Source organism: Variovorax sp. NFACC27 (assembly GCF_048301545.1).
GTDB classification, from domain to species: Bacteria; Pseudomonadota; Gammaproteobacteria; order Burkholderiales; family Burkholderiaceae_C; genus Variovorax; species Variovorax gossypii.
In genome coordinates this window covers 4,508,806-4,521,333 of the sequence record NZ_CP157613.1, presented here as the reverse complement: position 1 = coordinate 4,521,333, position 12,528 = coordinate 4,508,806, and the positions used below count along the sequence as shown (strand labels likewise).

General features: G+C 63.9%; 11 protein-coding genes. 5 read left to right on the top strand and 6 right to left on the bottom strand.

What is annotated here, in order from left to right; all coding sequences use genetic code 11:
* Nucleotides 1-14 precede the first annotated feature (14 nt).
* A complete protein-coding gene (locus ABL840_RS21120; protein WP_143043052.1) occupies nt 15-227 on the bottom strand; it encodes a DUF427 domain-containing protein in 213 nt (70 codons plus the stop codon).
* A gap of 236 nt (nt 228-463) precedes the next feature.
* On the bottom strand, nt 464-2,326 hold the full coding sequence (locus ABL840_RS21115) for a tetratricopeptide repeat protein (RefSeq protein ID WP_093307889.1): 1,863 nt from the start codon (nt 2,324-2,326) through the stop codon (nt 464-466).
* An 807-nt stretch (nt 2,327-3,133) separates the two neighbouring features.
* Between ABL840_RS21115 and ABL840_RS21110 the strand changes: the two genes are divergently transcribed.
* Nucleotides 3,134-3,931, top strand: a complete 798-nt coding sequence (locus tag ABL840_RS21110) for an IS3 family transposase (RefSeq protein WP_093307888.1) — start codon at nt 3,134-3,136, stop codon at nt 3,929-3,931.
* Between the two features lie 461 nt (nt 3,932-4,392).
* Here ABL840_RS21110 and ABL840_RS21105 read toward each other — a convergent pair whose 3' ends face one another.
* The gene (locus ABL840_RS21105) at nt 4,393-5,370 is read right to left on the bottom strand and encodes an IS5 family transposase (protein WP_418115967.1); all 978 of its coding nucleotides are present in this window, start codon (nt 5,368-5,370) and stop codon (nt 4,393-4,395) included.
* A 303-nt stretch (nt 5,371-5,673) separates the two neighbouring features.
* Between ABL840_RS21105 and ABL840_RS21100 the strand changes: the two genes are divergently transcribed.
* From ABL840_RS21100 to ABL840_RS21090, 3 genes are all read left to right on the top strand, one after another.
* Entirely contained in the window at nt 5,674-5,952 is a 279-nt protein-coding gene (locus ABL840_RS21100; protein WP_093429448.1) for a hypothetical protein, read from the top strand.
* 63 nt (nt 5,953-6,015) lie between these two features.
* The gene (locus ABL840_RS21095; RefSeq protein WP_093308034.1) at nt 6,016-7,074 is read left to right on the top strand and encodes a glycosyltransferase family 4 protein; all 1,059 of its coding nucleotides are present in this window, start codon (nt 6,016-6,018) and stop codon (nt 7,072-7,074) included.
* The gene (locus ABL840_RS21090) at nt 7,071-9,233 is read left to right on the top strand and encodes an amylo-alpha-1,6-glucosidase (protein WP_093308035.1); all 2,163 of its coding nucleotides are present in this window, start codon (nt 7,071-7,073) and stop codon (nt 9,231-9,233) included. Before ABL840_RS21095 ends, ABL840_RS21090 begins: the two co-directional genes overlap by 4 nt.
* A gap of 100 nt (nt 9,234-9,333) precedes the next feature.
* On the opposite strand, the gene ABL840_RS21085 is transcribed toward ABL840_RS21090, so the two are convergent.
* Nucleotides 9,334-9,594: a hypothetical protein gene (locus ABL840_RS21085; RefSeq protein ID WP_093208755.1), complete on the bottom strand. Its 261-nt coding sequence runs from the start codon at nt 9,592-9,594 to the stop codon at nt 9,334-9,336.
* Nucleotides 9,595-10,065: 471 nt separating this feature from the next.
* On the opposite strand from ABL840_RS21085, the gene ABL840_RS21080 reads away from it, so the two are divergent.
* Nucleotides 10,066-11,142, top strand: coding sequence for a zinc-binding metallopeptidase family protein (locus ABL840_RS21080; protein ID WP_093208758.1), 1,077 nt, complete (start codon nt 10,066-10,068; stop codon nt 11,140-11,142).
* 104 nt (nt 11,143-11,246) lie between these two features.
* On the opposite strand, the gene ABL840_RS21075 is transcribed toward ABL840_RS21080, so the two are convergent.
* Together ABL840_RS21075 and ABL840_RS21070 are read right to left on the bottom strand one after the other, a co-directional pair.
* Nucleotides 11,247-11,786, bottom strand: coding sequence for a hypothetical protein (locus tag ABL840_RS21075; RefSeq protein ID WP_093208760.1), 540 nt, complete (start codon nt 11,784-11,786; stop codon nt 11,247-11,249).
* Nucleotides 11,787-12,148: 362 nt separating this feature from the next.
* Nucleotides 12,149-12,442: a hypothetical protein gene (locus ABL840_RS21070; RefSeq protein WP_093208763.1), complete on the bottom strand. Its 294-nt coding sequence runs from the start codon at nt 12,440-12,442 to the stop codon at nt 12,149-12,151.
* Between the last annotated feature and the right edge of the window lie 86 nt (nt 12,443-12,528).

Genomic DNA, 12,528 nt, shown 5'->3' with positions numbered 1-12,528 from the left:
TGGTGAGGAGCCGCTCACGTGCGGCGCGCAACCCGAACATGGATCTCGGGAAACTTGTCGTCGTAGAAGGCAAGCCTCGTCTTCGGGCCGTGATGTTCGTCACGCGGATCCTCATAGGCCCAGACCGCGTCTTCCAGCGTTCTTTTGCCGAGATCAACCCGTGGAGTTGGCTGCTCCTTTGAAGAGGCACTCGGTGGTTCTCCGTAGTGGGCGATATTGCTCTTCATGGCGAGCAGCGATGCAAGCTCGTGCTGTGCCAGCCATGCACTTCCATCGAAGCCGGCGTCGGCATGCTCAAGTGCCGATGCATCGCTTGGATAGAGAAGGCGGATACGGAGACGGAAACAGGCGTACGCGTCCCCTGATGCATGTCAGGACGTCATTTCCAACCGGCCAGCCGTGAAGGGCCGCGCGAGAGTCCACTCATCCTGTTTCAGGAGCGGCGAAGCTTGCCCCAGCGCGCTCAGCCTTCGGCTTCGTCGCTGGAAAGCTCGGCGAGCTTGGCCGCCAGCGCCTCGCGCTCCGGTTCGAACAGCACCGGCAGGTGCCGCCAAGAGTCGTACAGCGTGGCCAGCCAGCAGCAATAGCCACTGTCGGGCCGGTGGGCTTCCAGGCGCTCGAAGCAGCGGTGGATGTCGAGCGCATGCGCGGGTTCGTCCTGGCCAATCCACGCCAGCGCCTGGATGGCGGCGCTGGTGGCCCAGTCGCTCGGGCCGAATAACACTGACAGCAGCAACTCGCGACGGCGCGAGCCTTCCCAGCCCTCGTCGACTTGCGCCAGCACCTGCGCGGCCACCAGTTGCACGCGTGGCACCCAGGCCAACGCGGGTGTGCCAGACGGCAGCGTCGGCGGATGCACCATGCAAGCCAGCACGTCGAGCGACCGGTCTTCTCCCGAGGCGGGGCCCAGCGCCAGCGCGACATGGCTCGCGGCGGCCCAGTTGGCAGTAGGGCGGTACGGCGCGCGTGCCAGTTGGGCGATGCGCTCCTGCACGTGCGGCGCCGGTGGCGGCAGGGCCGCCTGGCCCTCGGTGCCGGTGTAGCGCCAGAGCGGGTAGGCCACGGGCTCGACCGGTTCGCGCGGATCGGGTTGCGGGATGTTCTCGAACTTCATCTCCAATTCGGTCGGCGTCCCGGCCGCGGCAAATTCGAGCGCGAAGGCCAGTGCGTTCGACGGGGCCTCCAGCGACGACACGGCCATGGAAATGCGATTGGGCTTCTGCGGCTCCCGCTGGTCCGCGGCGGGCGGCTGCGGCTTGCTCCGCAGGTTGTCCCGCACCTGCCGCAACACGTTGGCGCTGGCGTCCTGCGGCTCAGGCACGGCTGCGAAAGCGTCTACCCAGAGCCGCCGGGCCCGCTCGTTACCGGCCTTCGCCGCCTCGAGCAGGCGGTCGCTCCATGCCTGATCCTGCGTGAGTTTCCATTGGCAGAGCCAGGAAGAGGGCTGCGCCCAGGCATGGCCGGCCTCGCGGGCGAGCACCTGCTCGTACCAGCCCAGCGCGGCCTGCCAGTCTTCGCTCTCGAGCCAGCCGTCGCCCGCTTCGAGGAAGGTGCTCAGAGTGTTAGGGTCGTGTGCAATGGCGCGACGGAACGCCGCCTCGGCTTCGGACATGCGGCGCTGCTGCCGCAGCACGAGGCCGATGGCGGTCGCGATATGCCAGTCGGGCGCGTCGGCCAGCGGGCCCGCCACCTGCAGCGCCTCGTCGAAGCGTCCCGCGCGCCGCAGCAGGCCGATGTGCAGCATCCGCCATGCGGCTTGCATGTCCTCGGGCGGGGTGAGACGCCCGAGCACCTGCGACCAGCGCTGCATCGCCTGCAGCCTGCGCGCGCTGGTCAGCCGCGCCTCGGAGGAGGCCTCGATCAGCGCCTTGGCCAGCCGCAGTTGCGACGTGGACGACATCGATTCGAGCGCGCCTTCGGCCTCGACCCATCCGAGCACCCAGGCGTCGAGGTATTTCGCATCGGGCGCCGCCTGCATGACTGCGACGATCAACTCCACCGCCTCCTCGAGCCGGCCTTCGTGCTGCAACAGCCAGGCGCGCAGTGCCTCGGTGCTGGCATAGCGTTCTTCTGCCTCGGGCAGCAGCGTGCCGACCGGATCGGCACCGGCGCGGGCCGCGTACTGCTGCGCCAGCGCGAGCCAGGGCGCATGGGCTGGGTCCAGCTTGAGCAGGTTGGCGAGATGCTCGGCACCGTGCGCAAGGTTCTCGCCGCCATCGAGTTCGCTCTGAGCGATGAAGAGCTCGAACTCGGCGGTGCCGGTTCGGAATTCGGCCGCAGGCTTCTTGTCGGACTCGTGCGTGGCGTAAGGATCGATCTCATCCATTCCGGCGGTTCGATTCCTGAAAATGCGCTTCCACCATGACATGGCCATTCCTCCTTGTTGTGTCGTATGTGTTCCATGCATTGTCCATGCGGGCAGAGCGGGTGCCGTCCGCTTGAACAGATCCCGACGATCTTCAGTTGAACAGCCTCCCCATACTTGGTCGATTGCCGTAGCCGCGCGCCAAGTGGTCGATTCAGCACAACGCCTGCTCGGGCCAGGCCTCGCCGCGCGCGTCATCGGCTTCACTTCCGAAGACCTGACCCTGCGTGCGGCAGTGCCTCCACGGCAGAAGCCTATCGACGGCGACGACTACTGGCGTCTGATGAAGTGCGACATCGTGCTGCGGAACGCCAGTGGAGATTAGTGAACGCTGGAGTGAACCCCTGCGGCTGGACCACCGGGCAAATCAGAACTGATACGCTGGCTGAGCCTTCAACCAGGAGAAGGTCATGTCATCGAGAGGCCCGTACCGGCGCCACGCGCCGGAGTTCAAGATCCAGCTGTGCCAGGACATCCGCAGCGGCGCCATCGGGCGCCGTGATGCGGCCAGGAAGTACACCCTGTCGACCAATCTGATTCAGCTGTGGCTGATGCAGTACGACCGGGGTGAGCTCAGCACCGAAGAGGCCGAAGCATCGGTCATCGCGGAGTACGAAGCCAAGATCGCTGCGCTTGAGCGCAAGGTCGGCCAGCTCACGATGGAGCTGGACCTGGTCAAAAAAACGCCACGCCTGCGCCTCGTGAGCGACAACGAGAACTTGTCGATCGTCACCGGCCCGAAGCCTGCTCCATCCGACGGGGGGCCAAGTGATCGAACTGCCGCGCAGCACCTTCTACTATCGGTCGACGGCGACCAGCGAGTACCTCAACGATGGGTGCCTCATCGAACTGATCGAGAGCATTCAGGACGAGTTGCCTGGCTATGGCTACCGGTGCGTGACGCACGAACTGCACAGACGTGGGCATGTGGTCAATCACAAGCGTGTCGCGCGTGTGATGAGGGCCCAAGGCTTAGGCATCAAGCCGCGCAGGCGCTTTGTGCGCACCACCGACAGCAGGCATGACTCGCCGATCTTTCCAAACCTGTACCGCAATGTCATCCCGACCCAGCCCAACGTGGTGTGGGTGGCTGACTTCACCTACATCCGGATTGCCACGGGGTTCTGCTATCTGGCGGCCATTCTGGATGCCTGCAGCCGCAAGGTGGTGGGCTACGCGATCTCGCGCAATATCGATACGACGCTGGCCTTGGCGGCACTGCGATCCGCCGTGCAAAGCCGATGCCCTGCGCCTGGCTGCATCTTCCATACGGACCGCGGGGCGCAGTACGCAAGCGAGACCTACCGCAGGGCCTTGCAGGAAGCGGGGCTGCGCGGCTCGATGAGCTCACCCGGCAATCCGTACCACAATGCACAGGCCGAGAGCTTCATGAAGACGCTCAAGGTCGAGGACATCTACATCGGCGGCTATGAGACCTTCGCCGATGTCGCGGCCCGGCTGCCGAGGTTCATCGAAGAGGTCTATAACGCCAAGCGCCTGCACTCGGCGTTTGGCTATCGGTCACCCAACGAGTTCGAAGATCAACTAGTCCAGCAAGCGGCTTAGATCTGACTCCGGGTGGTCCAGCCGCAGGGGTTCACTCCAATCTAGGGTCAGGGATCTGCGGAATTCAACACATGGCCGTCAATCTTCAGCAGCACGAGCATCGGCTTTCCTCACTCGGTAATGAACACCGGCCCCCAACGCCAGTAGTCCGCTAGCTTGCCCGTCAACTAACTAGCGGCGGTGGTCTTGGCCTCGGTGGGGATTTCGTGAGCGACCAGACCGCGCTCGACGAAGTCGACGACGACCGACAACTATCTGGACGTCTCGCAGATCGCGATGATGCGCCATGTAGCACCCAACAACCAGATCGCATTGGCACCACAAAAGATAGGTCAAAGCAACGCTAGGGAAGGTCTGATCAAGTCGTAAATTGGCTTGATGGCGAGCGCGCGTATTTGGTCGTTGCGCTCACAGGCTCGTCTCACCGAGCATCCCATGCGTTTGAGAGGCCCTGCGGCCCTTCATGCCGTCTGCAGACGCACCTGTCCCAGCATCGCGATCAGTTTCTTCCTGGCCATCCACAGGTTCGACAGTGCAAACAGCGTGATCACATGCGCCGTGTTCTTGGCCAGCCCCCTGAACCTCACCTTCGCCAAGCCGAACTGCCGCTTGATCACCCGGAACGGATGCTCCACCTTTGCCCGGATGCTGGCCTTCTGGTATTCCTGCTTGCGCGCTCTGGCTTTGGCTCGGCCCTCGGGCATCTTCGCCATGTCGCTGGGCCTGCCTGCAATGTGCCACTGCACGCTGCGCTTCACCCGACTCTGTGCTCCGCGATAGCCCGAGTCTGCCCACACCTCGCTCTCCTTGCCGTGCAGCAGGTCGCTCACCTGCTCCACGTCTGCCTCGTTGGCGGCCGTGGTCGTCACCGTGTGCACCAGCCCCGAGTCCGCGTCCACGCCGATGTGCGCCTTCATCCCGAAGTGCCACTGGTTGCCCTTCTTCGTCTGGTGCATCTCCGGATCTCGCTCGCCGCTCTCGTTCTTTGTCGAACTGGGCGCCGCGATGATCGTGGCGTCCACGATGGAGCCTCTCTTCAGAAGCAGCCCCTTCCTGGCCAGGTGGGCGTTGACCTGCTTGAAGATGTCCTCCGCCAGATCGCTGGCCTCCAGCAAGTGGCGGAAGTTCAGGATCGTCGTCTCATCGGGAATCGACTCCATGCCCAGGCCTGCGAACGTGCGCAGCGAGGTGATCTCGTACAGGGCTTCCTCCATCGCCGGATCGCTCAACGCGAACCAGTTCTGCATCAAGTGCACACGAAGCATCGCTTCGAGCGGATACGGTCGGCGTCCTCGCCCCGCCACCGGGTAGTGTGGTTCGATGACTTTGAGTAGCGCCTTCCAAGGCACGACCAGTTCCATCTCGGCAAGGAAGACTTCCCGGCGCGTCTTCTTCCTCTTGCCTGCATGCTCGGCATCCGAAAAACTGATCTGGCTCATCGTTGGTCCTCCTTCAGCGTGCGTGTTCAACGTTCAGAGCGGCCATCCGTGGACTTGATCAGACCTTCCCTAGGTGATTCGCGACTATGGGCAGATGATGATCTGTCGCTGCCATTCAGCACGCCCCCGAAGGAGGCAGCAATGTTCTGTCAACTCCATTTCCGACGATCTCCCTGCGAAGACGCCCATCCTTCCCCTCAGCTCGAACTGAATCGCGGCCTGCATTCCCCTGCTGAGCGTGATTGCGACCTGCTACTACTTGCGATTCCCCCAGGGTGTGCCTGCGTTCGGTCTGACCTTCCCATGGACTCTTCAGTCGCCCTCGGTCATCGCCCGTCCGAAGCCATCCAGGCCGAGGACTCGCTCCTCAACGAAGGCGGCCGTGCCGGCTTCGAACCCAACACGCCAAAACCGGGCAGGGCCAATGAACCTTTGGGTACGGCAGCCCGGATGAAGGACCTGGCGATCGGATTCGATGGCCACCAGTACACGTTCGCGGGCTATCGCTACGACCGGTTCTCCGACGCCGCAGACTATGCCGAGCTGATCCGCTCACGCGGGGCGATTGCCGGGCAACCCTGAAGCGCATGGGCCTGCGATGTTCTTGATCCTCATGCTCGAAAGCACGGACGCAGGAGCGACAGGATGAGGATTGCACAGGTAGCCCCGCTGTTCGAGGCCGTTCCGCCCAAGCTGTACGGCGGCACTGAGCGCGTCGTAGCGCACCTCACCGACGCCTTGGTTGACCAAGGACACGAAGTCACGCTGTTCGCCGCGGGCGAGACCCGGACCAAGGCCCGCCTGGTCGCGACACGCGCCCAGCCACTGCGGCTGGATAGCGGGCGCCTGAACTCCGACCTGGCAAGCCACCTCGCCATGATCCATGAGGTGCGACGGCGGGCCGATGCTTTCGACGTCATTCACTTCCACGTCGACCTGATCCACTTCCCCTTCTTCGAGGGGATGCCGGAACGCACTCTCACGACGCTGCATGGCCGGCTCGACATCGATGACCTGCGCGACGTCTATGCGCGCTGGCCTTCGTACCCGCTGGTGTCCATTTCCCGCAGCCAGCGTGCCCCACTGCCGGAGGCCAACTGGTACGCCACGGTGCAGCACGGCATGCTGCCCGACCAATACCGGTTCAGCCCGCGGGCACAGGACGGCTACCTCGCCTTCCTCGGGCGGATCTCGCCGGAGAAGCGGCCCGATCGGGCGATCGAGATCGCGAAGGCCGCCGGCGTGCCGCTGAAGATCGCGGCCAAGGTGGACGCCGCCGACCGCGTCTACTTCGACACCTGCATCCGGCCGATGCTGGATCATCCGCTGATCGAGTTCGTGGGCGAGATCGGCGACGCTCAGAAGAGTGCCTTTCTGGGTGGCGCGCGAGCCCTGCTGTTCCCGATCGACTGGCCCGAGCCCTTCGGCCTCGTCATGATCGAGGCGATGGCATGCGGCACACCGGTCATCGCCTGGCGCTGCGGTTCTGTTCCGGAGGTCGTGCAGCACGGCATCTCCGGCCTCATCGTCGACGACATCGCCGGGGCCGTGAAGGCGGTGCACGGCATCACCGGCCTGTCGCGTGCGCGCGTACGCCGGGCGTTCGACGAGCGCTTCACCGCGCAAGCGATGGCCAAGCGCTATGCCCGGCTCTACTGGCAACTGGTGCATGCCCGCCGTCTGCGCGAGAGCGAAGTGGCATGACCTCGCCTCATCCCGAGGGTGCGCAACCCGCTCGATCCACCACGGCAGACACCTCGGTGCCGCGCACGCCAGATCACCTGTTCGTTCTCAAGGACGGCGACAGCTTTGCGGTGGCCGACACCTATGGCGACATCGCGGGCTCGGGCGATGGCTTCTTCCAGGACGATACGCGGCTGCTGTCGTGCTTTCACCTCCTGCTGGAGGGCGAACGACCGACCCTGCTGTCCAGCGACGTGAGCCGTGACAACGTCTTCTTTACCGCGCACCTCACCAATCGGCCACTGCCTCCTCTGGGAGGCGACTCATTGCCTCAAGGCGTGGTGCACATCGAGCGGCGACGCCTGCTGTGGGACGGTCTGCTGCGCGAGCGCATCACTCTGAGCAACTACAGCACGACGGCCACGCGACTGCAGCTCGAGCTGGTCTATGGCGCCGATTTCAGCGACACCTTCGAGGTACGCGGAGAGCGCCGTCCGCAGCGGGGGGAGTTTCTTGCGCCTCGGGTGCAGGCCGCGAGCATCGAGCTCAGCTACCGGGGGCTGGACGGCGTCACGCGGTGCACTCGGCTGGCTTTCTCGATTGAGCCCACCGCCATCGACGAGCGACGCTGCCACTTCGATCTCATCCTGGGTGGCCGGGAGGATATCGCGCTGTACGTGGACATCGGCCCTGCTGCGTCGGCCCCGGCGCGTGCGCAGTTCCGGGCTGCGGGTGCGGCAGCCAGGCGGAGCATGCGCATCCGCCAGCGCAGCGGCGCGCGGATACGGACTTCGTCGCGGCAGTTCCAGGCCTGGCTGGACCGCTCGGGCGCCGACCTCGCGCTGCTGACCACGGCATTGCCGACGGGTCCGTACCCCTACGCGGGCATCCCCTGGTTCTCCACCCCCTTCGGTCGCGATGCGATCATCACCGCGCTGCAGACGCTGTGGCTCAAGCCATCGCTGGCGCGTGGCGTGCTGGCGTACCTCGCCAGCCACCAGGCACAGGAAACCTCGGCATTCCACGATGCAGAGCCCGGCAAGATCATGCACGAGCTGCGCAAAGGGGAAATGACCGCCATGGGCGAGCTGCCCTTCGGTCGCTACTACGGCGGCGTGGACACGACGCCCCTGTTCGTCATGCTGGCCGCGGCCTATGCACGGCGCAGCGCCGACCGTTCGTTCATCGTGGGGCTGTGGCCCGCGTTGGTGGCGGCGACGGACTGGATTCAGCACAACGCCTACCGTCACGGCGGCTTCCTGTCCTATGCGCGTGCCCAGGCGTCCGGCTTGGCCAACCAGGGCTGGAAGGATAGCCACGACGCGATCTTCCACGAAGACGGGCGCACACCCGAGGGCCCTATCGCCCTGGTCGAAGTCCAAGGCTATGCGGTCGCTGCGCTTCGAGGCATGGCGCTGCTGGCGAAGTGGCTCGGCAACGATGCAGAAGCCGCACCCTACGCGGAAGCCGCCGAAGCCTGGGCCGAACGGGTGGAATCGCGCTTCTGGCAGGAGGACATGCAGTTCTACGCACTCGCGCTGGATGGAGTTGGTGCGCCCTGCCGCGTCTATGCCTCCAACGCCGGCCACCTGCTGTACACCGGGCTGCCCAGCGAGGCGCGCGGGCGCGCCGTGGCACGCCGGCTGCTGGCGTCCGGGCTCGAATCGGGCTGGGGGTTGCGCACGCTGTCATCCAAGGCCATCCGCTACAACCCCATGTCGTACCACAACGGTTCGGTCTGGCCGCATGACGTGGCCCTGTGTGCTGCCGGCATGGCTCGCTACGGCGAGCGAGACAGCACCGCGCGGCTAACGAGCGAGATGTTCGAATGCGCCAGCCAGGTTGGCATGCGCCTGCCCGAGTTGTTCTGTGGGTTTGAAAAGGCGCATGGCGAGGCACCCGTGTCCTATCCGGTGGCTTGCCTGCCGCAGGCCTGGGCCGCCGGCTCGGTGTTCATGCTCCTGCAGGGTTGCCTGGGCATCGACATCGATGCCATGCACGGCCGCATCGTAGTGGCTCAACCGGTGCTTCCCAGCGAGATCGATGAGCTCGTGCTGCGTGATTTGCGGCTGCCCCAGGGAACGGCGGACCTGCGCCTGCATCGCAGGGGCGGCACGATGCAGGCGGTGGCCTCACGACGATCAGGGGCAGACAGCCTGCAGATCGATCTTCGCCTGTGATGCACGCTGGCTGCCACAGCGCGAGCCAATTGCAGCGGCATGCAAGAAAGAAGTCATGTGCGCCCCCAGGGAACCTGCTTTCGCAAGTTGCAGGAGGAGCTCAGCGGCTTTTCAGGTGTGACACGGCGAGTTCGAGGCCCAGATCGAAGGCGTCTTGCAGCCCATGAGCCCGATGGGTTGTCGGGCAACCCGTCAAGCGATCGGCACGCCCCTGGTTGTCGTGAAGGCGCACGTGGAACAACCACTCGTCCGTGTCGATGCTGTAACCGGCGATGACCTCAATGCGGACACCTTGGTATGTGCCCTGAATGACATGGCGCGGTCCGGTTTCAACCTGTATGAGATTTTCTATTTGTTCCATCGCCGATCCGTTTGCGAAAGCTTGACTTCATACATGATGGACCTGCAAGGACACCAACGCAACGGCACTGGCACCGTGACTCCAGCCGATGGACAGAGTGCAGGGACTTTCGCGCGTTGCCCGACTGCAGGGTCCACCGCAGCGGGCCGGATCGCACTACATCCCACATCGACGCGGCCCGAATTCTCTGGCGCCATCAGAGTTGAGAGCGCAAAATGATTCGCACACAAGTACGGAAGATCGAAATCATCCACTGCTGGTTGATGAAGATCCCATGAGGGGCATGTGGCAAGGCGAGACAAGCCCCATCGCCAACTCCGCGCAAGCAAGCCTCTCGGTCAGGACGGCCGCGTCCTCGGCAACCTCGGAACGGAACCCCGCTTTGAATCGAGACATACAAGCCGATGCGCATCGAGAGGCGTCGTTGAAGAACACGCTGGATGCCGATACCTGGGTGCCTGCGTGAAGCAGATGAGCTGCTCGGATTGCGGCAATCGCGTGTTCTTCGAGAACCTTCGCTGCGAAGTCTGCAGCTCGTCCCTCGGCTACGCAACGGATGCGCAGCGCATGCTTGCCTTCGAGGTCTCGCACGAGGGTTCATGGCGCCGCCTGGGCTCGGAAGGCCCCGCATACAGGCCGTGCGCCAATCGCGAGGCGAATGGGTGCAACTGGATGGTGCCCTCTCTCACCGACCACGGCCTTTGTCTGTCGTGCCGAACGACCCACACGATCCCTGCGCTGGCCAAGTCGGAAAACCACGGCTACTGGGCGGCGCTCGAACAGGCCAAGCGCCGTCTCTTCTACACGCTCATCGAACTTGGACTGCCGACACCCAACAAGCGCGAAGACCCTGTCAATGGCTTGTCGTTCGAGTTTCTCGAGCAGATGAACTCGCAGCAGCGGGTACTCATCGGGCATGACGAAGGCATCATCACGCTCGACATTGCCGAAGCGGACGATGCCTGCCGCGAGCACATCCGCCTTTCGATGCACGAGCCCAGCCGTACGCTGCTGGGTCACTTTCGCCACGAGATTGGCCACTACTACTGGGATCGGCTGGTGCGCGACACGCCGTGGGTCACGGAGTACCGATCGTTCTTCGGAGACGAACGCGCGGACTACGACTCGGCACTGAACACCCACTATGCATGGCCAGACCGCGACTGGCCTCAACACTTCATCAGCGCCTATGCGAGCTCGCATCCGTGGGAAGACTGGGCCGAAACCTGGGCCCATTACTTGCACCTGGTGGATGGCTTGGAAACAGCCGCCTCCTGGGGTGCTCACCTGGAATTTCCCTCACCGTCCGGTCCAGCCTTGAAAGTGCGCCCGCTCGACCTGGATGCCGAATCGATCCATGAGCTCATCATCCTGCAATGGTTGCCCGTCTCACAGTTCATCAACGCGATGGACCGCAGCCTCGGCGCGCACGACAGCTATCCATTCGTCATTGTTCCGCCGGTGATCGAGAAGCTCGACTTCATCCACCGCGTGGTGCGCGCCGCAAGCGCGGGTCGCATGCCAATGAATTTCCTGCCGCGCTGCTGAGCGTCGCCTGTCCTCTGTGACACCAGATCGCGGAGGGGAAAGCCCTCTGCCTGCGTCCTTGTGCAAGCTGCATTCAAAGACAGGCGATGCCCTCGCCCTCGGGGCTATCCAACCGCTGCGCCCTCTTGCCCCGTACGGGCCTTGAACGCCGTGCAGACTTCCTCCAGTGCAGCTCGAACCAACTTGAACGCGAGCTCCAGATCCCCTTTCTCATCCGCAGAAAAGCTCGGCCCGGCATCCAAGGCGCAGGCCAGCCGCTCACAGGCAACCTCCCACTTCAGCTTGGCGTAGAGCATCTTCGTTCCCGACTCAGACCTTCCGTCGCCGATATCCGGCAGCCTTTTTCTGGCTCGCGTGTCCGACTCCGTCCCAGGCAACCACTCATCGCCCAACTCGTATTCGGCGATCCAGCCTCTCAGGCGACGTTCGAATTCGTTCTCCGCCGTTGCCTGATCTTCGAATTTGCCCGACAGCGCCATGCGGCAGACGAAACTCTCGTTCTTGAAAACGTCGGCGTGGTAGCGCAATCCGCCATCCATGGACACGGCATCTACTGACGTCGTCCACTGCGCTCGATCCGGCACGAGTCCGTCGCTGCGGCCTGCGGACAGCACGTCTTTCAAGGGCTTGGGAGCTGCATCCATGCGTTTCACCTTAGACCTGTATTGGGTGAGCCTCCGTGCGCCAGCAAACATAGCCGCAAAGGGACATGAGTACGCCCGGTCCACAGCGGTCCTGCTAAGCCTGCGACTGACTAGGCCGGCACGGTTGCCGCTGTAGGCCGACTGCGTGTCGTCGTGTTCGACGAAAGTGCTTGTGTGGTGTCTCGCGCCCAGGTAGAGGGCCGAAAAAGACTCCCTTGCGAAGGCGTACCGGAGCCTGCCGGAATAGTCTGCGCAAGATGCGCTGCCATGGTCTGCGAGCAAACCTCGATGGCGTCCCGGCCGTACGGACCGCCGAGCAAAAAATCGAAGCAACGGATGGCCTTGGGATCCAGGCACTCGTATCAATACACAGAGGTTCCGAACTCTCTGGGCGCTGATTGTCTTGCGCTTGCATGCGTTGCGACTTCCATCTCGCCCAAGCGACGCTGCAAAGCGCGTGCGATCGGCTGCCCAGGAGGCGCTACAGCATGGTTATCGATGTCCATGCGCAGCGCTTCATCGAGAGTCGGCGTCTCGTTGTTGGTCAGCCGGGCCTCGATCACCCATACAACTGCGTCACGCAGGATCTTCGGCATGCTGCGACCACCGAGGTAGGTGCGAAGCAGGGACTCGGCGGTGAATTGGGAGGGAGTCATGGAGTCCTCCATTCGGAAGAGGTCGGAGTCGTGAACCTACCGCGGAAAGGAAGATGGGACTGTGCGATAGCACACAGACCGAGCGC